This window comes from Microtetraspora niveoalba (genome assembly GCF_001570405.1).
In the GTDB taxonomy this organism is placed as follows: domain Bacteria; phylum Actinomycetota; class Actinomycetes; order Streptosporangiales; family Streptosporangiaceae; genus Microtetraspora; species Microtetraspora niveoalba.
In genome coordinates this window covers 300059-323177 of the sequence record NZ_BBYM01000019.1, presented here as the reverse complement: position 1 = coordinate 323177, position 23119 = coordinate 300059, and the positions used below count along the sequence as shown (strand labels likewise).

Annotated in this window: 20 protein-coding genes; 9 read left to right on the top strand and 11 right to left on the bottom strand. The window is 71.2% G+C overall.

Annotated features, from left to right (window positions below):
* Positions 1-35 precede the first annotated feature (35 nt).
* The 4 genes from rpsO to dapB all read left to right on the top strand — a co-directional run bounded on the left by rpsO (position 36) and on the right by dapB (position 5139).
* On the top strand, positions 36-305 hold the full coding sequence (rpsO, locus tag AWQ70_RS20750) for a 30S ribosomal protein S15 (RefSeq protein WP_066951836.1): 270 nt from the start codon (positions 36-38) through the stop codon (positions 303-305).
* 390 nt (positions 306-695) lie between these two features.
* A complete protein-coding gene (locus AWQ70_RS20745) occupies positions 696-2993 on the top strand; it encodes a polyribonucleotide nucleotidyltransferase (protein ID WP_067178629.1) in 2298 nt (765 codons plus the stop codon).
* Positions 2990-4300 (top strand): M16 family metallopeptidase, encoded by a 1311-nt coding sequence (locus AWQ70_RS20740; RefSeq protein ID WP_067178628.1) that lies wholly within the window; start codon positions 2990-2992, stop codon positions 4298-4300. The genes AWQ70_RS20745 and AWQ70_RS20740 overlap by 4 nt, the downstream gene beginning before the upstream one ends.
* 101 nt (positions 4301-4401) lie before the next feature.
* Positions 4402-5139, top strand: coding sequence for a 4-hydroxy-tetrahydrodipicolinate reductase (gene dapB / locus AWQ70_RS20735; protein ID WP_067178627.1), 738 nt, complete (start codon positions 4402-4404; stop codon positions 5137-5139).
* Positions 5140-5194: 55 nt separating this feature from the next.
* Here dapB and AWQ70_RS20730 read toward each other — a convergent pair whose 3' ends face one another.
* The 4 genes from AWQ70_RS20730 to AWQ70_RS20715 form a co-directional block, all read right to left on the bottom strand.
* On the bottom strand, positions 5195-6064 hold the full coding sequence (locus AWQ70_RS20730; protein ID WP_067178626.1) for a 1,4-dihydroxy-2-naphthoate polyprenyltransferase: 870 nt from the start codon (positions 6062-6064) through the stop codon (positions 5195-5197).
* Between the two features lie 152 nt (positions 6065-6216).
* A complete protein-coding gene (locus tag AWQ70_RS20725; RefSeq protein WP_067178625.1) occupies positions 6217-6819 on the bottom strand; it encodes a GNAT family N-acetyltransferase in 603 nt (200 codons plus the stop codon).
* Between the two features lie 38 nt (positions 6820-6857).
* Complete coding sequence (locus AWQ70_RS20720; protein ID WP_067178624.1) at positions 6858-7430, bottom strand: CGNR zinc finger domain-containing protein; 573 nt, start codon at positions 7428-7430, stop codon at positions 6858-6860.
* Positions 7431-7533: 103 nt separating this feature from the next.
* Positions 7534-8940, bottom strand: a complete 1407-nt coding sequence (locus AWQ70_RS20715) for an aminotransferase-like domain-containing protein (RefSeq protein WP_067178623.1) — start codon at positions 8938-8940, stop codon at positions 7534-7536.
* Between the two features lie 25 nt (positions 8941-8965).
* Here AWQ70_RS20715 and AWQ70_RS20710 point away from each other — a divergent pair, with 25 nt between their 5' ends.
* On the top strand, positions 8966-9910 hold the full coding sequence (locus tag AWQ70_RS20710) for a DMT family transporter (protein WP_245647067.1): 945 nt from the start codon (positions 8966-8968) through the stop codon (positions 9908-9910).
* Positions 9911-10076: 166 nt separating this feature from the next.
* Here AWQ70_RS20710 and AWQ70_RS20705 read toward each other — a convergent pair whose 3' ends face one another.
* The 5 genes from AWQ70_RS20705 to AWQ70_RS20685 all read right to left on the bottom strand — a co-directional run bounded on the left by AWQ70_RS20705 (position 10077) and on the right by AWQ70_RS20685 (position 13420).
* Positions 10077-10688: a DUF4142 domain-containing protein gene (locus AWQ70_RS20705; RefSeq protein WP_067178622.1), complete on the bottom strand. Its 612-nt coding sequence runs from the start codon at positions 10686-10688 to the stop codon at positions 10077-10079.
* A 136-nt stretch (positions 10689-10824) separates the two neighbouring features.
* Complete coding sequence (locus tag AWQ70_RS20700; RefSeq protein WP_067178621.1) at positions 10825-11322, bottom strand: GntR family transcriptional regulator; 498 nt, start codon at positions 11320-11322, stop codon at positions 10825-10827.
* 44 nt (positions 11323-11366) lie between these two features.
* Positions 11367-11849, bottom strand: a complete 483-nt coding sequence (locus tag AWQ70_RS20695; protein WP_245647066.1) for a GntR family transcriptional regulator — start codon at positions 11847-11849, stop codon at positions 11367-11369.
* A 100-nt stretch (positions 11850-11949) separates the two neighbouring features.
* Complete coding sequence (locus AWQ70_RS20690; protein WP_067178619.1) at positions 11950-12630, bottom strand: JAB domain-containing protein; 681 nt, start codon at positions 12628-12630, stop codon at positions 11950-11952.
* A 52-nt stretch (positions 12631-12682) separates the two neighbouring features.
* The gene (locus tag AWQ70_RS20685) at positions 12683-13420 is read right to left on the bottom strand and encodes a GntR family transcriptional regulator (protein WP_067178678.1); all 738 of its coding nucleotides are present in this window, start codon (positions 13418-13420) and stop codon (positions 12683-12685) included.
* A gap of 127 nt (positions 13421-13547) precedes the next feature.
* On the opposite strand from AWQ70_RS20685, the gene AWQ70_RS20680 reads away from it, so the two are divergent.
* The 4 genes from AWQ70_RS20680 to AWQ70_RS20665 all read left to right on the top strand — a co-directional run bounded on the left by AWQ70_RS20680 (position 13548) and on the right by AWQ70_RS20665 (position 17476).
* Positions 13548-13865 carry a hypothetical protein gene (locus tag AWQ70_RS20680; RefSeq protein ID WP_067178677.1) on the top strand — a complete coding sequence of 106 codons (318 nt, stop codon included), beginning with the start codon at positions 13548-13550 and terminating at the stop codon, positions 13863-13865.
* A 251-nt stretch (positions 13866-14116) separates the two neighbouring features.
* On the top strand, positions 14117-15034 hold the full coding sequence (gene dapA / locus AWQ70_RS20675; protein WP_084517489.1) for a 4-hydroxy-tetrahydrodipicolinate synthase: 918 nt from the start codon (positions 14117-14119) through the stop codon (positions 15032-15034).
* Between the two features lie 136 nt (positions 15035-15170).
* On the top strand, positions 15171-16856 hold the full coding sequence (locus tag AWQ70_RS20670; RefSeq protein ID WP_067178617.1) for a ribonuclease J: 1686 nt from the start codon (positions 15171-15173) through the stop codon (positions 16854-16856).
* Positions 16857-16966: 110 nt separating this feature from the next.
* Complete coding sequence (locus AWQ70_RS20665; protein WP_067178616.1) at positions 16967-17476, top strand: DUF402 domain-containing protein; 510 nt, start codon at positions 16967-16969, stop codon at positions 17474-17476.
* On the opposite strand, the gene AWQ70_RS20660 is transcribed toward AWQ70_RS20665, so the two are convergent.
* Together AWQ70_RS20660 and AWQ70_RS20655 are read right to left on the bottom strand one after the other, a co-directional pair.
* A complete protein-coding gene (locus tag AWQ70_RS20660) occupies positions 17469-19031 on the bottom strand; it encodes an MFS transporter (protein WP_067178615.1) in 1563 nt (520 codons plus the stop codon). The genes AWQ70_RS20665 and AWQ70_RS20660 overlap by 8 nt on opposite strands.
* 67 nt (positions 19032-19098) lie before the next feature.
* Positions 19099-23019 carry an AfsR/SARP family transcriptional regulator gene (locus AWQ70_RS20655; protein WP_067178614.1) on the bottom strand — a complete coding sequence of 1307 codons (3921 nt, stop codon included), beginning with the start codon at positions 23017-23019 and terminating at the stop codon, positions 19099-19101.
* Between the last annotated feature and the right edge of the window lie 100 nt (positions 23020-23119).

The following is a 23119-nucleotide window of genomic DNA, read 5'->3' as shown; positions in this document are numbered from 1 at the left end:
CAACATCACGCGTGCCTCCCAGAAAAGGAGATGCAGTGTCGCTCGACACCGCCACCACGAAGGCCATCGTCGCCGAGTACGGCACCAACGAGGGTGACACCGGGTCCCCCGAGGTCCAGATCGCGCTGCTCAGCAAGCGGATCAGCGACCTGACGGAGCACCTGAAGACCCACAAGCACGACCACCACAGCCGCCGCGGGCTGCTGCTGCTGGTCGGTCGCCGGCGTCGCCTGCTGAAGTACCTGCAGGCCAAGGACATCACCCGGTACCGCTCCCTGATCGAGCGGCTCGGCCTTCGTCGATAGAGTGAAAGGAGCGGCGATCCAACGCCGCTCCTTTCACATATCAGGTCAAAATAGGCCTACGGTTCGGCGAGTCGCGACAGGAGCGACCGCGACACCGCGCAAACTTAATAGCCGAAAGGGAGAGGAGACCGGGTAGGTCTCCGCAACCCGACAGACAGTGCCCCGCGTCCGCACGCAAACACCACGCGCGATCCGCGGCGTGAGAGGGCCGGTCCTCGGTAGTGGCCCCCGGTCATGCGGCGTAAGCCGCGGAGGGAACCGGGCGCTTCGATCGAAGACCGGCGCTGCACCTGACGGGGAGCCGGCAAGGGAAGGGGAAGGGAAGCCGGTCAGGCTGCCTCGACCGCAGCACACGGACGTGGGGTGACCGACCCGAGAAGGAGGTCCCCCGTGGAGGGTGTCCACAGCACAGAAGCCGTCATCGACAACGGCTCGTTCGGCACGCGTACGATCCGGTTCGAGACCGGCAGGCTCGCGCGCCAGGCGGCCGGGAGCGCCGTCGTCTACCTCGACGAGGAGACGATGGTCCTTTCCGCCACCACCGCGTCCAAGCATCCCAAGGAGACCTTGGACTTCTTCCCGCTCACCGTCGACGTCGAGGAGCGGATGTACGCCGCGGGCCGCATTCCCGGCTCGTTCTTCCGCCGCGAGGGCCGGCCGTCCGAGGACGCGATCCTCACCTGCCGCCTGATCGACCGGCCGCTGCGCCCGTCGTTCGTCAAGGGCCTGCGCAACGAGATCCAGATCGTGGCGACCGTCATGTCGCTGCACCCGGAGCACCTGTACGACGTGGTCGCGATCAACGCCGCGAGCATGTCGACCCAGCTCGCCGGGCTGCCGTTCTCCGGCCCGATCGGCGGCGTCCGTGTCGCGCTGATCAACGGCCAGTGGGTGGCGTTCCCGACCCACTCGGAGCTCGAGGGCGCCACCTTCGACATGGTGGTCGCCGGCCGGGTCCTGCAGGACGGCGACGTCGCGATCATGATGGTCGAGGCCGAGTCCACGCGTGACACGCTCAAGCTGGTCGCCGAGGGCGCCCTCGCGCCCACCGAGGAGGCCGTGGCCCAGGGTCTGGAGGCGGCCAAGCCGTTCATCAAGGTCCTGTGCGAGGCGCAGTCGCGGCTCGCGAAGGTCGCCGCCAAGGAGACCGCCGAGTACCCGATCTTCCTCGAGTACCAGGACGACGCCCTGGAGGCGGTCACCGGCGCGGTGCGCAGCGAGCTCGCCGCCGCGCTGACCATCGCCGGCAAGCAGGAGCGCGAGGCCGAGATCGACCGCGTCAAGGCGCTCGCCGCCGAGAAGCTGCTCGCCGACTTCGAGGGGCGCGAGAAGGAGATCGGCGCCGCGTTCCGGTCGCTGACCAAGAAGCTCATGCGCGAGCGCGTGATCAGCGAGGGCGTCCGCATCGACGGGCGCGGCACCAAGGACATCCGGCAGCTCAACGCCGAGGTCCACGTCGTGCCGCGGGTCCACGGCTCGGCCCTGTTCGAGCGCGGCGAGACCCAGATCCTGGGCATCACCACGCTGAACATGCTGCGCATGGAGCAGATGATCGACACGCTCAACCCTGAGCGCACCAAGCGGTACATGCACAACTACAACTTCCCGCCGTACTCCACCGGTGAGACGGGCCGCGTGGGCTCGCCGAAGCGGCGCGAGATCGGCCACGGCGCGCTCGCGGAGCGGGCGCTGATCCCCGTGCTGCCGACCCGCGAGGAGTTCCCGTACGCGATCCGCCAGGTGTCGGAGGCCCTCGGGTCCAACGGCTCGACGTCGATGGGCTCGGTCTGCGCCTCGACGATGTCGCTGCTGGACGCGGGCGTCCCGCTCAAGGAGATGGTCGCGGGCATCGCGATGGGTCTGATCGGCGAGGGCGACCAGTACGTCACCCTGACCGACATCCTCGGGGCCGAGGACGCCATGGGCGACATGGACTTCAAGGTCGCCGGCACCAAGGACCTGATCACCGCGCTGCAGCTCGACACGAAGCTCGACGGCATCCCGGCGTCGGTCCTGGCCGCCGCGCTCAAGCAGGCCAAGGCGGCCCGCCTCGCGATCCTGGACGTGATGCAGGAGGCCATCGACTCCCCGGCGGAGATGAACCCGACGGCTCCGCGCATCATCACGATCAAGGTCCCGGTGGACAAGATCGGCGAGGTCATCGGGCCCAAGGGCAAGATGATCAACCAGATCCAGGACGACACCGGCGCCGAGATCACCATCGAGGACGACGGCACGATCTACATCGGCGCCACCGACGGCCCGTCCGCCGAGGCGGCCCGGTCGCTGATCAACGGCATCGCGAACCCGCACATGCCCGAGGTCGGCGAGCGTTACCTGGGCACCGTCGTGAAGATCGCCGCCTTCGGCGCGTTCATCTCGCTGCTGCCCGGAAAGGACGGCCTGCTGCACGTCTCCCAGATCCGCAAGCTGCACGGCGGCAAGCGCATCGAGAACGTCGAGGACGTCATGAACGTCGGCGAGAAGATCCAGGTGGAGATCGCCGAGATCGACTCGCGCGGCAAGCTGTCGCTCGTCCCGGTCGAGGTCGTCGAGAAGGAGGCCGCGGAGAAGGCCGAGGGCGGCGACGAGGCGGCCGCGCCCGCCGAGGCCCCGCAGCAGACGGAGGAGCGCACCGAGCGTCCGCGCCGGCGTACCCGTGGCGGACGGGACGACCGCAACTCGTGACGACCGCCATCCTCTATCCCGGCAAGGACGGTGCGGGGGTCATCCGCCGCACCGTCCTTCCCGGTGGTCTGCGAGTGGTGACCGAGACCATGCCGACGGTGCGCAGCGTCGCCGTCGGCATGTGGGTCGGCATCGGCTCCCGCGACGAGGCCCCCGAGCACATGGGGGCCACCCACTTCCTCGAGCACCTGCTTTTCAAGGGCACGTCCACGAGGGACGCCATGGAGATCTCGGCGTCCATCGAGGGCATCGGCGGTGAGATCAACGCGTTCACCGCCAAGGAGTACACCTGCTACTACGCGCGGGTGCTCGACGAGGACCTCCCCCTGGCGATCGACGTCCTGGCCGACGTCGTCACCTCTTCCCTCATCACCCCTGAAGACGTGGAGTCCGAGCGCGGCGTGATCCTGGAGGAGATCGCGATGCACGACGACGACCCCTCGGACGTCGTGCACGAGCAGTTCTCCGCCGAGCTGTACGGCGACACGCCGATCGGCCGGCCGATTCTGGGCAACGACGAGTCGATCAACGCGCTCACCCGTGACCGGATCCACGAGTACTACCAGCGCTACTACCTTCCCCCGCTGACGGTCGTCTCGGTGGCCGGCAACGTGGACCACGAGCGCGTCGTGGAACTGGTCGCCACGGCGTACGAGCGCGCGGGCGCCCTGGCGACCGCCGCGTCCCCCGCCGCTCCGCGTCTGGACGGCCCCGGCGTCGAGCGGCGCTCCGGCGTCCGGGTCGTCGACCGGCCCACCGAGCAGGCCAACCTCGTCCTGGGCACCACCGGCGTCTCCCGCCGCGACGACCGCAGGTTCGCCCTCGGCATGCTGAACGCGGCGCTGGGCGGCGGCATGTCGTCCCGGCTGTTCCAGGAGATCCGCGAGAAGCGCGGGCTGGCCTACAGCGCGTACAGCTACACCTCGCAGTACGCGGACACGGGCCAGTTCGGCATCTACGTCGGCTGCCTCCCCTCGAAGATCGACGACGTTCTGAAGATCTGCAGGGACGAGCTGGCGCGGGTCGTGGCCCACGGCATCACGCCCGAGGAGATCACCCGCGGCAAGGGGCAGATGCGCGGCGGGCTGGTCCTCGGCCTGGAGGACACCGGTTCCCGCATGTCCCGGATCGGCAAGAGCGAACTCGTCTACGAGCGGCTCATGCCGGTGGACGAGGTCCTCGCCCGGATCGAGGCCGTCACACCCGATGACATCGCCGAGGTCGCGCAGGACATCCTCAACCGGCCGCTGACGCTCGCCGTCATCGGCCCGTACGCCGACAAGGACTTCAGCGGCGCGATCGCCTGAAATCCGCGTGAGGGCCCGGACCGTGCCGGTCCGGGCCCTTCGCATACACGGGGGCGCGTGGGCGTGGAGGGCGGCAGGGACGCGGGGTATAGCCTTGGCGCGTGATTAAGGTGGGTGTTCTCGGCGCGCGTGGCCGCGTCGGCGTGGAAGTCTGCAAGGCCGTGCACGCGGCCGACGACCTCGAGCTGGTGGCGGCCGTCGACAAGGACGATCCGCTCGAGGCGCTGACCGGAGCCGAGGTGGTCGTCGACTTCACGCATCCCGACGTGGTGATGGACAACGTCGAGTGGTGCGTCACGCACGGCATCCACCCGGTGGTCGGGACGACGGGCTGGACCGCCGAGCGGCTGGACGCCGTACGCGCCCTGCTGGCGGCCAACCCGGGGACGAACGCGCTGATCGCCCCCAACTTCGGCATCGCGGCCGTGCTGATGATGCACTTCGCCCAGCAGGCCGCCAAGTACTTCGACTCGGTGGAGATCGTCGAGCTGCACCACCCCAACAAGGCGGACGCCCCCTCGGGCACGGCACGCCGTACGGCGGAGCTCGTGGCGGAGGCCCGCAGGAAGGCGGGGCTCGGCCCCTCTCCGGACGCGACGACCGCGGAGCTGCCCGGCGCGCGTGGGGCCGACGTGGACGGCGTCCACGTCCACGCCGTCAGGCTGGCCGGTCTGATCGCCCACCAGGAGGTGCTGCTCGGCGGCGACGGCGAGATCCTCACCGTCCGGCACGACACCATGAACCGGTCGTCGTTCACTCCGGGTGTGCTGCTCGGCGTGCGCCGGGTCCGTGACCTTCCCGGGCTGACGGTCGGCCTGGAGCACCTCCTCGACCTGTAGACGCCATCCCCCGGACAACCGGTGTCCCTGAGGGCGGCGGGGCCGGGGGAGGCCGTCAGAGGGCCAGACCGAGGGTGAACAGGGCGCCGAAGGCGAGCTGGAGGCGGCCCGTCTGCTGCAGCGTCGCGATGAGCGCGGGCCCCGTCGCCCCCGAACGCACGGTGCGCACCGGCGTGACGGCGAGCGGGAGCGCGAGCACGGCGATCGCGGCGAACGGCCGGTCGGGCACGACACCGAGCGCGACCAGGAAGGGCACGATGAGCGCGGCCGCGTAGAGCAGCCGGGTGCGCCCGTCGCCCAGCACGACGGCGAGCGTGCGCTTGCCCGAGGGGCCGTCGGTCACGATGTCGCGCAGATTGTTGACGACGAGGAGAGCGCACGCGAGGAGGCCCACCGGGACGGCCGCGGCGAGGGCCAGCCAGGGCAGCCGCTCCAACTGGACGTACGTCGTCCCGGCGACCGCGACGAGGCCGAAGAACACGAAGACCGAGATCTCGCCCATGGCACGGTAGCCGTACGGACGGGAGCCCCCGGTGTAGAACCAGGCGGCCAGGATCGACACGAGGCCGACCAGCAGCAACCACCAGGCACGGGTGGCCACCACGAGCACCAGGCCCGCGACCGCGGCCGCGAGGAAGCAGCCCAGCGCCGCGGCCAGCACCTGCTTGGGCGAGGCCGCGCCGGACCCGACGAGGCGCATGGGGCCGACCCGGTCCTTGTCGGTGCCCCGGACGCCGTCGCTGTAGTCGTTCGCGTAGTTGACGCCGACCTGCAGCGCCAGCGCCACGAAGAGGGCGAGGAGTGCCCGCCACCAGACGGCTCCGCCTTCGGCGACCGCTACGCCGGTGCCGACGGCGACCGGGACGACGGCTGCGGGAAGGGTGCGGGGACGCGAACCCGCGACCCATTGAGCTGGTGTGGCCACGTTTATACCTTTGTGAGATCACCTGAGAGTGGAAGCCCGCGCGCGGTCGGACCACGCGCGAACACCCCGCCGCCGGGAGGCGCCGGTGTGGGCGCGCCATGCGCCCACGAGGGCAGCAGCACCGGCGAGGGGTCTGCTCATTCCCGGCGCGGTCAGCTGATGTCGGTGAAGAGCCGGATCATCCGGATGGGACGCCCCATGTCGAGCACGCGCTCCGCCTCGTCCTCGCCCCAGCCCGCCGACTCGAGGAAGCCGAGCATCGGGTGGTTGTCGGCGAACACCCAGGTGACGACGCTGCTGTAGCCGTCCTCGCGCAGGTGGTCCACCGTCGCGTTGAGCAGGCGGCTGCCGTGCCCGCGCCGGATGTGGTTGGGGTCGACGAGCAGGGTGAGCAGCTCGGCGGTCGTCGACGGACGGAGGTCCGGGTCCTCGGCGGGGCCGTGCGAGGCGAGCCCCACGACCCGGTCGGACGCCCGGGACGCCGCGCTCGCCAGGATGCCGCCGGGGCCGAGCGCCGCGAAGGCGTCCGTGTCGGGGACCACCCGCTCGACCGCGACGAGAACGCGGTGGCGCGGGGTGGGCGGCGAGAGGATCGCCTCGTCCCACTGCCGCCGCCACATCTTCTCGGCGGCCGGGCCGGTCATCTGCTCCAGCGGGCCGGAGGGGAGGAAGTCGCGGTACCCGCACTTCCAGGCCCTGATCTGGGTGCTCGTCACCGCGTCGACGTCTTCCAGACGGGCAGATCTAACACCCATGCGGCCGGCTCCTCTCTTCGCATGTATCACCGTACTGGTCAGGAGACGCGGGACGAACCGTCCGTCTGGCGTCGTGCCCGATATGCCCGAGTTTTGGTGCGGTTTCCACACACACGCATGGAACACCAGGACCGTGATCGGTTCTTGGACGAGTCTATGAAGGCCCACTGACATGTGCTCTCCGCACACACCTTCAGCCGGGGCCACATGCCCTCCGCGTGCGCGGCGGGGATGGCGGCGGCGATCCGGGCCAGGCCGCCGGCCGCGTCGCCGGTGATCGAGGCGGTGTGCGAGCCGGACAGGGCGGGCTCCAGTGCGGGCGCCCCTCCGCTCAGCGTCACGCGCAGGGGAAGTGCCGCCAGGGCCGCCTCCAGCCCCTCACCGATCTCGTACGGCGTGGCGTCGTGATTGTGGCGCAGGGCGTCACGCAGACCCTCACGCAGGCGGACCGCGAGAGCGAGGTCGTCGTCCGCCGCGCGATCCGCATCCCGGATCAGGTTGCGCTCGCGCAACCACACGGTCAGCTCGGCCGGTGAGACGAGATCGTCGACGTCCGATTCGACATCGTAGGTGTTCACGAAGTCGCGAAGCAGTTCCGCGGGGCCTGTCATCTGCGTGATCCCCTCCTGTCACCACTGTAGGTGAGACGGAGGTGGCGAAATGACGGCCGCTCCCTCCCGCCCGCGCCCGCGGACCTTCGGGGCCGGGCACGGCCTACGCGCCCGTCACGTCCCGGAGCGCGGCGCCCAGGCGGCGTACGCCCTCGTCCAGCTCGGCCGCGCTCGACGCGGCGATGTGGGTCACCCTGATGCGCGGCCCCGGGGGCTCCGACGGGTAGTAGATGCGGCCGGGGCTGACCAGCACGCCCCTGCGCTGCGCGGCCTCGACCAGTGCCGCCTCGTCCGTGCCTCGCGGCAGGCGCAGCCAGATGTGGAGCCCTCCCTGGGGCCGCAGCTCCACCTCGGCCTGCGGCGCGTGCCGCGCCAGGCCGGCGAGCAGAGCGTCCTGCCGCGTGAGGATCTCCTGCCGGACGGCGGCGAGATGGCGTCGCCAGGCCGGCGACGTGACGAACTCCAGCGCGGTCTCCTGCAGCGGCCGGGCGACGAAGAACGACTCGACCACCTGACTCGCGCGCAGGCGGTGCGCCGCCGGACCCCGGGCGATGACGCCCGCGACCCGCATGCTCGGCGCCGAGATCTTGCTCAGCGAGATGATGTGGACGACGGTGCCGTGCGTGTCCATCGACGTCAGGGAGGGCGGCACCGGGCCCGCGCCGAGATAGCGGGCGTAGTCGTCCTCGATCACGAACGCCCCGGCCGCCCGCGCGACCGCGAGCACCTGTTCCCTGCGATCGGGGGTGAGGGTCGCGCCGGTGGGGTTGTGCAGGGTCGGCTGGCAGAGGAAGACCCGCGCCCCCGTGACGGCGAACGCCTCCGCCAGCAGGTCGGGCCGTACGCCGTCCCGGTCGATCGGCACGGCGGTCGCCCGCAGCCCGGCCGCCCTGGCCGCCGCCAGCGCCCCGGGGTACGTCGGCGTCTCCACGAGGACGGGCCTGCCCGGGGCGGCGAGCGCGCGGAGGGCGTGGGTGAGCCCGGCCTGGCCGCCGCTGACCACGATCACGTCGTCCGGCGTGGCGGTGCCGCCCGCCTCGCCGGCGAACCACCGCCGCAGCCCCGCCTCGCCGTTGAGGGGAGGCAGCGACCACGATTCCGGCCTGCGTACGGCACGGGCGGCCGCGGCCGACAGGGCCGACAGAGGGCGCAGGTCGGGGGGCAGATATCCGCCCGTCAGGGGGATCACGCCGTCGGCGGGCCGGGCGAGGAGTCCGGAGACGTCGGAGTCGTCCACCATCCGGTCGCCGAGCGCCACCGTCTGCCACGACAGGTCCGGCGCCTCGGCGGCGCGGCCGCGCACCGGGGCCACGAACGCTCCGCTGCCGGGCCTCGTCACGACCCGCCCCTCGGCGCTGAGCTGCGCGATCGCGCGGGAGACGGTCACCGGGCTGACGCCGTGGCGGCGCATCAGCTCCCGGCTCGACGGCAGCCGATCGCCCGGTCGCGAGCGCTCCGCCTCGTCGCGGAGGATCGCCGCCAGACGAGCGATACTGCTATCGTCATTCATGAAAAGCAACGATAGCGCTATCGGAATGGGGGCAGTAGCGGAGGGCGGCGCGCGCTCCCGGGACCGGGGCGTGCGGCGGAGCACCTGGCTGGGGACGGCGCTCGCCGTCCTGGGGGTCGTCTCCTTCTCCGGCTCGTTCCCCGGCACCGTTTTCGCGATGCGAGGGTTCGACCCGTACCTCCTGACGTTCGCGCGCGCCGGTCTCGCCACCCTGGCGGCCGTCGCCTGCCTGGCCGCGGCGGGCGCGCCTCTCCTGCCGCCCCGGGAACACCTGCGGTCGTACCTTGTGATCGCCGTGGGGGTGGTCTTCGGCTTCCCGCTGTTCAGCGCCCTGGCCCTGAACGGCGGGGCGAGCACGGCGCACGCCGCGGTCGTGACCGGCCTGCTGCCCGCCGCGACGGCCGTGGGCGCCGTGTTGCGGGCGGGGGAGCGGCCGCGGCCGCTGTTCTGGGCCGCCTGCGCGGCGGGCGCCCTCTCCATCACGGCCTTCGTCCTCACCCGGGGAAGCGGACGGTTCGCGGTGGCGGACCTGCTCCTCGTGCTCGCGCTGGTGGGAGCCGCTGCGGGGTACACCGAGGGAGGCCGGCTGGCCCGGCGGACGCCGGGCTGGCAGGTCATCTCGTACTCACTGGTGGTGGCCGCTCCGATCACCGTGCCCGTCACCGTCGTGCTCGCGTTCACCGGCGACTCGCGGCCGGACGCCGTCTCGCTGGGCGGGCTGGCCTATGTGGGCCTGATCTCGATGTTCCTCGGGTTCGTCCCCTGGTACGCCGGGCTGGCGATGGGCGGGATCGCCCGGGCCGGGCAGGTCCAGCTCGCGCAGCCGCTCCTGACGCTGCTGTGGGCCTGGCTCCTGCTGGACGAGCGGTTCGGCTGGACGACGGTCGCGGCGGCCCTCGCCGTTCTGGTGTGCGTGGCGGTCACCCAGATGAGCCGCGGAGCCGGAGCGAGGCGTCCGGGCCGGACGTGAACGCCCGTCCGGCGTCGGCGGGGTCGTCGTCGCTCATCGCCCCCCCTGCACGCGTCTCCGAGGCCGTCCGCGCCGGGAGCGGACTCCCGGGGGATCGACCTCGGAGACGGGCTGCCGGAGCCGGCCGTGCCGTTCCGGCGTTCGCCGAAGTGCCTGGTCGAGGCGCTCAGCGGGTGTGCGTGGGGTGCGCGGTCGGCGACATCTGCGGAGACGTGGCGGCCGCGGCCTTCCTGAGAAGCGTCAGGTGCTCCTGGATGACGGGCTTGGCCTCCTGGGCCACCTTCTTGACCGGCTCGGACTTGCTGCTCGACAGCTCCTTGTTGATGAGGGTCAGGGTCTGACGGTGGGCGGCCAACTGCGTCTGCACCCAGGCGTGGTCGAAGTTGGGACCGCTGAGCTTGCTCACTTCCTTGAGCTGGGACTGCTGATGCTTGCTCGGCTCCCTGGGCAGCTGGACGCCGACCTCCTTGGCCACCTGCCGGACCTTCGTGTCGAGCTTGGTGTGATCCTTGATCAGCCTCGCCCCCAGTTCACGCACCTGTGACGAGTGCGCCTTCTCCTGCGCCAGCCTCCCGGCCCGGATCTCCGCCAGGTTGCCCTGGTGGGCCTTGATCAGGAACTTCCGGTCCTGCTCACTGGCACTGGCGGTAGGACTCGGACTGTGCGTGCCGGTGTGGGCGCCGGTAGGACTTGGACTGGGTTGCGCGAAGGCGCCGGCGGCTCCCGCCACCAGCGCGCTCATCACGATGGCCAGCAGAAGGACAATCCGTCTCACCATGAGATCCCCCCCGGACCTCTTGTCGGGACGATCACGGCACGGCCGGGCAGGCCGCCCGCATCCGGTCACTACCCGCTAAACCGCAGAAAAACGTCCCAGATCAACACGAAGCTGATATATCGGGCACTGGCATCGATCAATGCAGGTGAGACGAGTCCGGGTCCGGCCAGTCCCCCCGGGGGGAGACGTATGTGCCGCGATAGCGGACGGTGAAGACCCACTTCTGTTCACGGAGGAGCGCGACCGCCTGCCGGACCGTGGCCTTGGCGACGTCGTGCTGCCGCATGAGCGACTTCTCACTGGGGATGGGCCGGTTGGGTTCGAACTCCTCGCGCCTGATGCGCTCGGCGATCTCGTCGGCGATCTGCCGGTACAGCAGAGGCCGGCGGTGGTTGCGACGTGCCGCGTGGTCGCCGACGAAGGTTCCCTCGCCCTGGACCGTGTGGACGAGGCCGAGTTCCCTGAGCTCCCGGGCCACCCGTCGAGCCGTCATCCGCGCGACGCCGTACTCGGCCTCCAGTTCGGCCTCGCTGGGGACCACGTCGCCGGGCTTCAGCTCGCCATTGTCGATCCGCCGCCGGATGATCTCGGCGATCTGCTTGTAGACCGGTATCGGTCCCTGTCGGTCAAGCACGCGTCAAGACTAGACGTACCGATACAAGCAGTTGAGTGGTTCGGCTAATCCTTGGGCCAGTTCTCCTCGGGTGAGACGAAGCTGCCGCGCTGTGGGACCGTGTAGATCCACTTTTCCTCTCGCAGCACCGCGATGGCCCTGCGCACGGTCTCGCGCGCCACGTCGTACTGCTGCAGCAGCGAGGTCTCGCTCGGGATGGGGCGGCGTGGCCGCAGCTCGCCTCGGCGGATGCGCTCGATGACGTCGTTCGCGATCTGCCGGTAGAGCGGCGTCCGACGCGCCTCGCGAGGAGCCTGGCCCGGGGATCCGACGAACGTGCCCTCGCCCTGGACGGTGTAGATGAGCCCCTCTTCCCGCAGCATGTGGAAGGCCCGCCTGGCCGTCGTCCGCGCCACGCCGAACTGGCTCTGGATCGCCGCCTCGCTCGGGACCGCGTTCCCCGGAGCCAGGTCGCCGCGCAGGATCTGCTGCCGGATGATCCCGGCGATCTGCACGTAGAGGTGGGTGTCGCCATCATGATCGAGCACGTGCGCACCATAGGCGACCAGTATCGAGGGGCCCCGTCGGGCTATGTCCGTACAGGCGAAGCATTCCCGTGTATTAGACGGAAGGATACAACCAGACGTATCATTTGACGGGTGCGACTTCGGAGGGGAGCGGGATGCGGCGCCAGCGTGTGTCGGTGACGATCACGTGGTCGAGGAAGCGCAGGCCGACGGTCTCGGCCGCCTCGTGCAGGCGGGCGGTGACCTCGAGATCGGCCTGGCTGGGCTCCAGTGAGCCGCAGGGGTGGTTGTGGGCGAGGCCGAAGGCGGCCCCGCCGCAGACGAGGACGGTGGTGATGATGTCGCGAACAGGTGCGGGGGTGTGGTCGCTGCCCCCCTCGCTGGCCAGGGCCCGCCTCAGCACGTTGCCCCTGGCGTCGCAGACCAGCACGACCAGGCGTTCCTTCGCCTGGCCGTGCAGGAGCGGCGCCGCGGCCGCGGCCAGGTCTCCCGAGCAGGTGATGCGGGTGCGCTCCGGCTCGGCCTGGGCGCGCCGTACGAGCTGGAAGGCGGCGGCGACGCGGGCGGCCTTGGCGGGCCCCACGCCGGGGACCGCCAGCAGGCGGTGGGGCTCGGCCCGGCCCAGCTCTCCGAGGTCGCCGCAGTGGGCGATCAGCCGTGAGGCCAGCTCGACGGCGTTGGTGCCCCTGCTGCCCGAGCCGAGCAGCAGCGCGAGCAGCTCACGGTCGGCGAGCGCGCCCGGGCCCGAGGCGAGCAGGCGCTCTCGGGGCTGGTCGGTCACGGGCAGATCCTTGACGCGCATCGCCACCTCCGGACGGGGAATCCGGATCGGTTCTACCAGCGGCCACCGACAGTCAGAGCTGGACCGGGATCCCGTAGACCAGGCGGAACCTGTCGCCCGGGATCACGATGTCGCTGGTCTCCACCGGACGGTCTCCGGTCCAGTGGGTGCGCTCGATGTGCATCACCTGGACCCCGGCCGGGAGCTCGAGCAGATCGCTCTCGGTCGGCTGGGGCACCCTGACGTGCACGCTCTCGCTGATCTCGGTGACCTTCGTGCCGGAGACCGCCATGCGTTCCAGGACGCTCCTGCGCTCTGTGGTGCCCTCGTCGGGGGCCTGCCCCTGGCTGAACTCCAGCAGTTCGTAGGAGGTGGCCAGTTGGATGGGCCGTCCGTCGCCGCGTATCACATGGAAGACCTTGGTGACCCGGCTGCCCTGACCGAGCCGCAGGCGCTGGGCGATCTCCGGAGGAGGCTCCGAAAGCTCGCTGCGCCAGCTCCAGGTGGGGCGATAGCCCCCGCCCTGGACGTCGGATGGCAGGGTGGCCAGGGTGTCCGGCAGGCGGCTGCGGTAGAGCGGCAGCAATATCGGTTTTTCTCGGACGCGGTGGCCGGAGCCGACACGGCCGACGATGAGACCTTCGTGCGCGAGCACACGCAGGGCGTGCCTGGCAGCGGTCTCGCCGACGCCGTACTTCCGCGTGATCTGGTGGCGTGAGGGGATCGGTGCGCCCGGCGGCAGAGTGCCATCGACGATCTGACGTCGGATGTCCTCGACAACGCGCAGGTAGACCGGATCGGAATTGGCCATCATCCATCCCTGGGGGTGGGCTTTGATGCGGTCGCCCAATCTTGGCGTATCCGATGGACAACCCAGAGTAATGGCTCGTGTCTGTGATTCCAACTTTACGGATCAGATGGTGAAAGGTGTGTCGGCGATGGATACGCCCGAAAAGCCGGTTGTGGAGAGCCTGATTCCGGGGCCGTATCACGGTGTTCACGTGGCCCCCTTGCAAAAGGGGCACGAGAAGATCCGCTGGCTCCCCCCGGCCCAGCGAAGCGACCGGGTTCGCGTCCGCAGACACACCTGCGAATGCAAGGCGACGATCTATGAGCTGTGCCACTCGGGCGGCCTGATGTTCATCCGCCGGACGGTACGCGGGCCGGACGGCGCGCACGTCCATGAAAGCGATCGCCTCGTGACGGCCAGGATGGAGGTCCTCTGGCTCAGGCTGCTCCTCGGTGAGGCCCGCTGAGCCCCTCGCCGACCCCTGGCCGTGACCTGGGAGAACGCCCTCCGGCCGGAGATTCGGAAAATTCTCGTCGGCTGCGTGTAACGCGTGCGTAAGGCGCGGCGATTCCAGGAGTAGAGGCCGCTGATCTGTGTACCCCCGAGCACATATCAGCGGCCTCTTTCCATCCCGACCTGACCCGGTCCGGGCGGTGCCGTCCGGGTAACGGGGTGGCGAGGTCCACCGTTTCGGAGGATCCGGGTAGCGTTCGGTCTATGGCATCGCCAACTGGAACCTCCGACGCCCCCTTCGGCCGCATGCTGACCGCCATGGTCACCCCGTTCACCAAGGACGGAGCGGTCGATTACGAGGGTGTCCAGCGTCTCGCCGCCTATCTGGTCGACGAGCAGCGCAACGACGGACTGGTCGTGAGCGGCACGACCGGAGAGTCCCCCACCACGACCGACGACGAGAAGGATCGCATCCTCCGCGCGGTGATCGAGGCGGTGGGCGACCGGGCCACGGTCGTGGCCGGAGCCGGCAGCAATGACACGCATCACAGCGTGGAACTGGCCCGGGCCGCGGAGCGCGCCGGAGCGCATGGTCTGTTGGTGGTGACTCCCTATTACAATAAACCGCCGCAAGAAGGCCTTTATCGTCATTTCACCGCTGTGGCTGACGCTACCGGCCTTCCCGTGATGCTTTATGACATTCCCGGCCGGACGGGGGTGCCCATCGAGACTGTGACGCTCATCCGGCTCGCCCAGCATCCCCGGATCGTCGCGGTCAAGGACGCCAAGGGCGACCTGTTCGCGGGCTCGCAGGTCATGGCGGCCACCGATTTGGTGTTCTACTCGGGGGACGACCTGGTGAACCTGGCGTGGCTGTCCGTGGGCGCCGCCGGTTTCGTCAGCGTGGTGGGTCACGTGGCCGGCGCGGACCTCGCGTCGATGATCGAGCGCCACAGGTCGGGCGACGTCGCCGGCGCACTGGAGGTGCACCGCCGGCTGCTCCCCGTGGTCGCGGGCATCATGACGCGGACCCAGGGGGCGATCGCGTCCAAGGCCGCGCTGCGCCTGATCGGCCAGGACGCCGGCCACGTACGGCTGCCGCTCGTCGACGCGACCGAGGAGCAGACCTCGATGCTGCGCGTCGACCTCGTCGCGGGCGGCCTGAAGCTTGCAGATAGCTAGTAACTATGGAGACGAATGAGCGAGTGCATCACCAGACATAACGGTCGCGATTCCCGGGGGACGCAGCCGACCGACGGGGAGGTCCGGTGAGCGGGGCAATGATCGGGGCCCGCGGCGAGCGGATCGAGGTGTTCTCATGAGCCATCCGCATCCCGAACTCGGGCCTCCGCCGCCGCTGCCCGCTGGCGGCCTGCGCATCGTCGCGCTCGGCGGCCTCGGCGAGATCGGCCGCAACATGGCGGTCTTCGAGTTCGACGGACGCCTGCTCGTGGTCGACTGCGGGGTGCTCTTCCCCGATCCCGAGCAGCCGGGCGTCGATCTGATCCTGCCCGACTTCGACTACATCCGCGACCGCCTGGACGACATCGAGGCCGTCGTGCTGACCCACGCCCACGAGGACCACATCGGCGCGGTCCCGTACCTCCTCCGGGAGCGGCGGGACCTGCCGTTGGTCGGGTCGCGGCTGACCCTGGGCCTGATCGAGAGCAAGCTCACCGAACACCGGATGCAGCCGGTCAAGGTCGAGGTCGTCGAGGGGGAGCGGCGCCGGTTCGGGCCGTTCGAGTGCGAGTTCTTCGCGGTCAACCACTCGATCCCGGACGCGCTCGCGGTCGCCATCAGGACGCCGGCCGGCATCGTGCTGCACACCGGCGACTTCAAGATGGACCAGCTCCCGATGGACGGGCGGCTGACCGACCTCGGCGGGTTCGCGCGGCTCGGCGCCGAGGGCGTCGACCTGCTGATGTCGGACTCGACGAACGCCGAGGTGCCCGGGTTCGTCACCAGTGAGCGGGACATCGCCCCGGTCATCGACGACGTCTTCCGCACCGCGGAGAAGCGCATCATCGTGGCGAGCTTCGCCTCGCACATCCACCGTGTACAGCAGATCATGGACGCGGCGGAGAAACACGGGCGCAAGGTGGCGCTGATCGGCCGGTCCATGGTCCGCAACATGGGTGTGGCCCGCGAGCTCGGCTACCTCCGGGTGCCGGCCGGGCTGCTGGTCGACTCCCGCGAGATCGAGGAGCGGCCGCCGGAGGACGTGGTGCTGATCTGCACCGGGTCCCAGGGTGAGCCGATGGCCGCGCTGTCGCGGATGGCCAACCGCGACCATCCCATCCGGATCGCGGCCGGCGACACGGTGCTGCTGGCGTCGTCCCTGGTCCCGGGCAACGAGACGGCGGTCAACAAGGTCATCAACGGCCTGAGCCGGTGGGGCGCCCGCGTCGTGCACAAGGGCAACGCGCGCGTCCACGTCTCCGGCCACGCGGCCGCGGGCGAGCTGCTGTACGTGCTCAACCTCACCAAGCCGTCGAACTTCATGCCCGTACACGGGGAGTGGCGGCACCTGCGGGCGCACGCCCAGCTCGCACGGCTGACCGGTGTTCCCGACGAGAACATCGTCATCGCCGAGGACGGCGTGGTGGTCGATCTCGTCGACGGGCAGGCCAAGATCACGGGTGCCGTCTCCTGCGGCTACGTATTCGTCGACGGCACCTCTGTCGGCGACATCACGGACATCGCGCTCAAGGACCGGCGCATCCTCGGCGACGAGGGGTTCATCTCCGTCGTCGTGGTGGTCGACTCGACGACCGGCAAGCTGACCGGCGGCCCCGAGATCACCGCACGCGGTTCCGGCATCGACCCGGACGCGTTCGACGGGGTCATCCCGCAGATCGAGGCCGCCCTCCAGGAGGCCGCGTCCGACGGGGTCGCGGACGTGCAGCAGATCCGCCGCGCGGTACGCCGTACGGTCGGCCGGTGGGTGAGCGACACCTACCGCCGCCGCCCGATGATCATCCCCGTGGTGGTCGAGGTATAGCGGAGGGAGCACCGGGGAACGCGCGTTCCCCGGTGCTTCCCGCCTTGTGCGACCGGCCCGGCAACGCGTACGTTCGGCCTGATCGTCGACGTTCGGGAGGAAGGGGCCGTGTGACGACCGAGGCGGATCAGGTCAGGGTCGTCTACCGCAAATACGGCGGGTCGCTGCACTGGAACCATCCGGCGCGCCTGCTCGGAGACGACGAGTTCGGCGTCTGGGTGGGATGTCCGGCGGGGACCCGCGGCCGCAGGGGCGAGGAGCCGCCGGTCGTGTGGGAGTTGCCGTTCGTCATCCTGTTTCCCCGCCAGGCGTGGTGGACGGCCACGTTCAATCCCGACGACCACAAGACGGCCGTCTACTGCGACATCACCACCGTGCCCGAGTGGCGCGACGGCGAGGTCACCATGGTCGACCTGGATCTCGACGTGCTGCGGCTCCGGGACGGCCGCATACATCTGGACGACGAGGACGAGTTCGCCGAGCACCAGGTGCTGTACGGCTATCCGGCCGACATCGTCAGCGAGGCGGAGCGGACGGCGGCCTGGCTGATGGACGCGGTGCGCAGCGGGGACGGCCCCTTCGGCGGGGCCCACCACCGCTGGCTCTCCCTGGTCAGCTGATCCCCTCGCGTACGGGGTCGGCCGCCGAGCCCGCGGGCTCGGCGATGACCTTCGGGATGCCGCGCAGCGCGTACAGCGAGAGCAGCGCGAGGGCGAGCAGGATGCCCGCGCCGGTCAGCACGGTCATGTGGAGGCCGTCGACGAAGGCTCGTCCTGCCGCCGCCCTGACAGCCGCCGCCATGTCGGCGGGCAGCGTGGCCGCCACCTCGTACGCGCCGGCGAGCGTCTCGCGGATCCGCTCCTCCGCTCCGGAGGGAAGGCCCGCAGGGAGCCGCAGCCCACCGCCGTAGACGCCGTTCAGCACGCTGCCCAGTACGGCGATGCCGAGGGCGCCGCCCATCTCGTGTGCGGTCTCGGAGATCGCGCCGGCCGCGCCCGCACGCTCCTTCGGCGCGGAGGCGAGGAGCGTGTCGTTGGTGACGGCGAAGGCGAGTCCCGTCCCGATGCCCTGGACGACCATCGCGGCCAGGATGTAGGGATAGTGGAGTTCGGTCCCGATGCCGGAGAACATCGCGACCCCGGCCGCGATCATCGCCAGGCCCGTGGCGACGACCCGCGCCCGGCCCCAGCGCTGCACGAGGGGCCCGGCGAGCGCGCCGCCCGCGCCCCCCGCCAGGCCGCCCGGCAGGCTCGCGAGCGCGGCGGCCAGCGGCGACAGGCCCGCCACGAGCTGGAAGTACTGTGCGAAGACCAGGGACAGGGCCAGCATGGCGAACATCGTGACGAGCTCGGCGCACACCGAGGCGGAGAAGGCCCGCCGCCGGAACAGCCGTACGTCGATGAGCGGTTCGGCGAGCCGCGTCTGCCGCCGGACGAAGACGACGAGAGCGACGGTTCCGACCAGGGCCGCGACGACGACGGGGACGCGGACGAGTCCTCCGTGCGCGGCCTCCTTCAGCGCGTAGACGAGCGCGAGCACGCTGACGATCGAGAGCGGGACGCTGATCACGTCGAGCCGTCCCGGGCGGGGGTTGCGCGACTCCGGCAACACGACGATCCCGGCGGCGAAGATCACCGCCACCACGGGCAGGTTGATCAGGAAGACCGACCCCCACCAGAACCTGTCGAGCAGTGCCCCGCCGACGACCGGCCCGAGCGCGAAGCCGACGGCGGAGACGCTGCTCCAGATGCCGATGGCGGAGGTCCGCTCCTTCGGGTCGGTGAACACGTTGCGGATGAGCGACAGCGTGGACGGCATGATCGTCGCGCCGGCGACGCCCAGCACGGCGCGGGCGGCGATGAGCGATTCAGGGTTCGGGGCGTACGCGGTGAGCAGGGAGGCCGCGCCGAACATCAGGGTGCCGACGAGCAGCAGCCGCTTGCGGCCGATCCGGTCGCCGAGGTTGCCCATGGCGACGAGCAGTCCGGCCAGCGCGAAGCCGTAGATGTCGGTGATCCACAGCAGTTCGGTGGCCGAGGGGCTCATGTCGGCGGCCAGCTTGGGCACGGCGAGGTGGAGCACGGTGAGATCGACGGAGAGCAGCAACACGGCGAGGCACGCGATCACCAGCGTGCCCCAGCGGCGTGCGGAGGCGCCTTCGGGGGTGGTTTCCATGGAAGTGAGCTTCGGCGGGCACGCTGACAGGACGCCGACGAGACGCTGACCGTGGCCGGGCGGGCCGTCAGCGGCCGAGCGCCGCCAGATGCTCCCGCATGATCGACGGCATGGGGTCGGGGGTGCTCCCCATGGATACCCGCGCGGCGCGGCCCATGGCCTCTCCTCTGGCGCGCGCCGACTCGTACGCGCTGCTCCCGAGCAACCTGCGGGCGCGTCCGGCGACGCGCACGAGGTCGGGGTGGCCGATCCACACGCAGCCGCGCAGCGCGCCGCCCAGGCCGAGCAGCAGCGCGGCCTGTTCCGGGTCGCCGGCCAGCAACGTCGCCCCGGCGATGCCCTCGGCGATCAGGGCCGTCAGCGGCAGGTCGCGGCGCTCGTGCGCGACCGCGAGCGCGCGCCGATGCCAGGCCAGCGCGGCGTCGGCGTCGCCCTCCGCCTCGGAGATCCACCCCAGCGCGACGCACGTCCGCGCCCGTGCCTCCTCCGCGCTGAACGTGTCCCTCGTACAGGTCTCCAGCGCGAGCCGGCAGTTCCTGGTCGCCTCGGCCAGGTCGCCGCGCAGCCGGGCCAGCTCGCCGAGCCCGAGATGAGCGGTCGCGACCATTTCGGGAGCGCCGGCACGCCGGGCCAGCTCGATGGCGCGTTCGTAGTCGGTCAGGGCCCCGGTGTCGTCGCCGTCGCGGCTCCGGCTCTCGGCACGCCGGCACAACATCTCGGCCACGTCGACGGTGGCGTCCAGCCGTTCGGCGAGATCGAGCGCCTCGTCGGTCAGCGCCGCCGACCGTGCCCACTCACCGCGCCAGGCGGCCAGATCGGCCAGCCCCGACAGGGCCGTCACCATGCCCCAGCGTTCTCCGAGCGAGCGGAAGTCGGCCAGCGCGAGCTCCAGTTCCCGCTCCGCCTCCGCCGGACGGCCGCGGAAGTGGTGGAGGTATCCCCGGCTGAACCGGCCGAGGGCGTGCATCCACGGATCGTCGGAGATCAGCTCCAGCCGGTACTGCATCTCGACGCTCCTGTCCCAGTCAGATGGCGGCCCCACGACGACGGCACGGAGCACGGAGGTCCACAACTGGCGCGGTGCGGTGTCCCAGGCGTCGACGAGCCGGATCGCGCCCTCCAGCGACGCCTCTACCTCGGGAGGGCAGGCGCCGGTGGCGGCCGCGGTCAGCACGCACAAGGCGTGCTCCTCGTCGAGACCGTCGGGAGGGCGCGGCCCCATCCTCCGGAGAAGGGCCGTGGCCAGCGCCGCCCCCTCGGCGCGCAGCCCGCGCAGGAACCAGTACCCGGCCAGAGCGGACAGGAGCCGCAGGGCGGCGCCGATGTCGCCGGCCTCCGTCGACCGGTGAAGGGCGGCGTGGAGGTTGTCGTGTTCCACGTCCAGCCGCCGCAGCCACTCCAGTTGCTCGGTGCGGCGCAGATAGGGGTCGGCGGTCTCGGCCAGCTCCGTGAAGTAGGCGGTGTGCGCCCGGCGCAGCCGCTCCTCCTCGCCCGCCTCGGCCAGCCGCTCCGCGCAGAAGGCACGGATCGTCTCCAGCATCCGATAGCGGCCGCCGACAACCTCGACCAGCGACTTGTCCACCAGTGACGCCAGCACGCCGTCGGTGTCCGGAAGGTCGCAGACCCGCTCCGCCGCCTCCAATGCGGCCCCGCCCGCGAACACGGTCAGCCGCCTGGCGAGCGTCTGCTCGCTCTTGTCGAGCAGATCCCAGCTCCACTCCACCACCTTGCGCAACGTGCGATGCCGGGGCTGTGCCGTACGGCTGCCGCGGGACAGCAGCTCGAATCTGGCCCGGCTCGTCCCGTCCCCGGCCGCGCCGAGGCGGACGGCGACCTCGGAAGCGGTCAGGGAGCGCAGCCTGGCGGCGGCCAGCTCGATCGCCAGCGGCAGCCCGTCCAGGGCACGGCAGATCGACACCGCGGCCTCCGCCTCGTCCTCCTCCAGCCGGAAATCCGGTCGTACGGCGATGGCCCGCTCGGCGAACAGGCGCACCGCGGCGTACGCGGGCAGGTCGGAGGCAGGCGTTCCCGCTGGGGGCAGGGCGAGCGGCGGCACCGGGCAGAGGCGCTCGCCGGTGATGCCGAGCGCCTCGCGGCTGGTGGCGAGGACGCGCAGGTCCGGGCAGGAGGCGAGCAGCCGCGCGGTGAGCCGGGCGGCTGCGTCCACGACGTGCTCGCAGTTGTCCAGCACGAGCAGCAGGGGCCGGCTCGCGAGCGCGGAGGCCAGCCGGGACGAGGGGTCGGGCGCCTGCGCGCCGGGCGCGAACGTGATCGGTCCCGCCTGCCGCAGCCCGAGCGCAGAGAGCACGGCCTGAGGCACCTCCGCGCCGTCGGCGAGCTGGGCCAGCTCCACGAAGCAGACGTCGCCGTCCTGCCGCGACGCCGCCTCCAGCGCGAGCCGGGTCTTGCCGGTGCCGCCCGGGCCGGTCAGCGTGACCAGCCGGGACTCGGAGAGCAGCGTGTCCACCTGGTTCAGCTCGGCGGTACGGCCGATCAGGGAGGTGATCTGGGCGGCCAAACCCTGGTGCACCGGGGTGGAAGACGCGGAATCGACCCCGGGCACCGATGTGGGCGACCCAGTGGAGTTCGGTGGGGCTCCGGGCACCGACGCGTTCGATCCGGTGGGGTCGGGTGAGGTGGCGACGGAGGTGCTCGATTCGGAGGAGCGCGGCGACGTGCCGAAGAGCGATGTGGTCGATCCGGTGGGGTCAGGTGAGGATCCGGGCAGCGATGCGGCCGATCTGGAGGAATCGGGAGAGGCGATCGAGGCCGCGGACGACGCCGAGTCGATCGAGGTGCCGGAGGCCGGAGAGGCCGCCGTGACCTGGGTGGGAGACCGCGGTTTGGGTGTGCTGGAGGCCGGACGGGCGGGAGAGACCGCGGACGCCGAGTCGATCGAGGTGGCGGAGGCCCAAGAGGTCGGGGAGGTCGGTGCGGTCGACTCGGTGGCGGGTGGAGAGATGGAGGACGGCGTGAACGCCGGTGTGCTCGATCCGGGGGAGACCCCAGCGGCGGGGGATGGTGAATTGATCGACACGGGGGCGAGGGCGGGGTCGCCCCGGAGCATGGCGATGTGGACGGCGGCCAGCTCGGCTGACGGGTCGGCGCCCAGCTCGTCGGCGAGCCGTCGCCGCAGTTCCTCGTAGCGCGCGAGAGCTTCTGCCTGCCGCCCCGACGCGTACAACGCCCGCATGAGGAGGCCGTGCAGCCGCTCACGCAGAGGATGGGCGGCGACCAGGCCCTGGAGCGGGGCGACGAGCTCACGGTGGCCGCCGAGCGCCAGCGTGGCCTGTGCGTGGTCCTCGGCGGCGGTGAGGCGCAGCTCGTCCAGACGGGCCGCCTGCGCGGCCGCGAACGGGGCGTCGCCGACGTCGGCGAACGCGGGTCCCCGCCACAGGTCGAGCGCCGCGCGGAGCGTCGTGGCGGCGCGGGCAGGGACGCCCGACGCCAGCGCCTCCCGCCCTCCGGCGACCAGCCGGTCGAACCGGTGTGCGTCCACGTCCGCGGGGTCGACGGCCAGCATGTAGCCCGCTGGATGCCGCACCACCACGGCACGGTTCACGGTTGCGTCAGCGTTCGCCACAGCGTTTCGCAGGGCTGTCGGCCGGTCCGGCGTTCCCGCCGTCTTGTCGCCCGGTCCTGTCGTGCCGGCCGCTTCTGCCGAGCCGACCGCGCCTGGGCCCGTCCTGCCGAATGGGGAAGCGCCGCCGCTGCTCGGTCTCGTCGTGCCATGCGCTCCGGCCGTGCCGTGCGGCGGCGGGCTGGAGAGCAGGGCGCGGAGCCGGGAGACCTGGGCCTGGAGGGCGTTTCCCGCCGCCGCGGGCGGCTCGGTGCCGTAGAGGCCGTCGATCAGCCGCTCGACGGTCACGACCCGGCCGGCGTCCAGGAGCAACATCGCGAGGAGGGCGCGGAGCCGCGGCCCGCCTACGGCGACCACGCTCCCGTCGTCCCGCCGCACATCAGTGGGCCCCAGGATGCCGAACCGCATGACATTGATTCTCGCCCACGGCCATGCTTTCTGCGGGCCGCGCCTTCCGCGGCCGCCGGACGCGGCCCCGGAACGCTGTGCCCCCAGAAACATGCCACGG

Bases quoted from the DNA above. Each gene is read 5' to 3' on its own strand.
- AWQ70_RS20670 (WP_067178617.1), top strand. From the start codon at position 15,171: ATGAGCCATCCGCATCCCGAACTCGGGCCTCCGCCGCCGCTGCCCGCT.
- AWQ70_RS20725 (WP_067178625.1), bottom strand. From the start codon at position 6,819: ATGGGTGTTAGATCTGCCCGTCTGGAAGACGTCGACGCGGTGACGAGC.
- AWQ70_RS20715 (WP_067178623.1), bottom strand. From the start codon at position 8,940: ATGAATGACGATAGCAGTATCGCTCGTCTGGCGGCGATCCTCCGCGAC.
- AWQ70_RS20680 (WP_067178677.1), top strand. From the start codon at position 13,548: ATGGATACGCCCGAAAAGCCGGTTGTGGAGAGCCTGATTCCGGGGCCG.
- AWQ70_RS20705 (WP_067178622.1), bottom strand. From the start codon at position 10,688: ATGGTGAGACGGATTGTCCTTCTGCTGGCCATCGTGATGAGCGCGCTG.
- AWQ70_RS20685 (WP_067178678.1), bottom strand. From the start codon at position 13,420: ATGGCCAATTCCGATCCGGTCTACCTGCGCGTTGTCGAGGACATCCGA.
- AWQ70_RS20655 (WP_067178614.1), bottom strand. From the start codon at position 23,019: ATGCGGTTCGGCATCCTGGGGCCCACTGATGTGCGGCGGGACGACGGG.
- AWQ70_RS20720 (WP_067178624.1), bottom strand. From the start codon at position 7,430: ATGACAGGCCCCGCGGAACTGCTTCGCGACTTCGTGAACACCTACGAT.
- AWQ70_RS20660 (WP_067178615.1), bottom strand. From the start codon at position 19,031: ATGGAAACCACCCCCGAAGGCGCCTCCGCACGCCGCTGGGGCACGCTG.
- AWQ70_RS20710 (WP_245647067.1), top strand. From the start codon at position 8,966: ATGGGGGCAGTAGCGGAGGGCGGCGCGCGCTCCCGGGACCGGGGCGTG.
- AWQ70_RS20690 (WP_067178619.1), bottom strand. From the start codon at position 12,630: ATGCGCGTCAAGGATCTGCCCGTGACCGACCAGCCCCGAGAGCGCCTG.
- dapA (WP_084517489.1), top strand. From the start codon at position 14,117: ATGGCATCGCCAACTGGAACCTCCGACGCCCCCTTCGGCCGCATGCTG.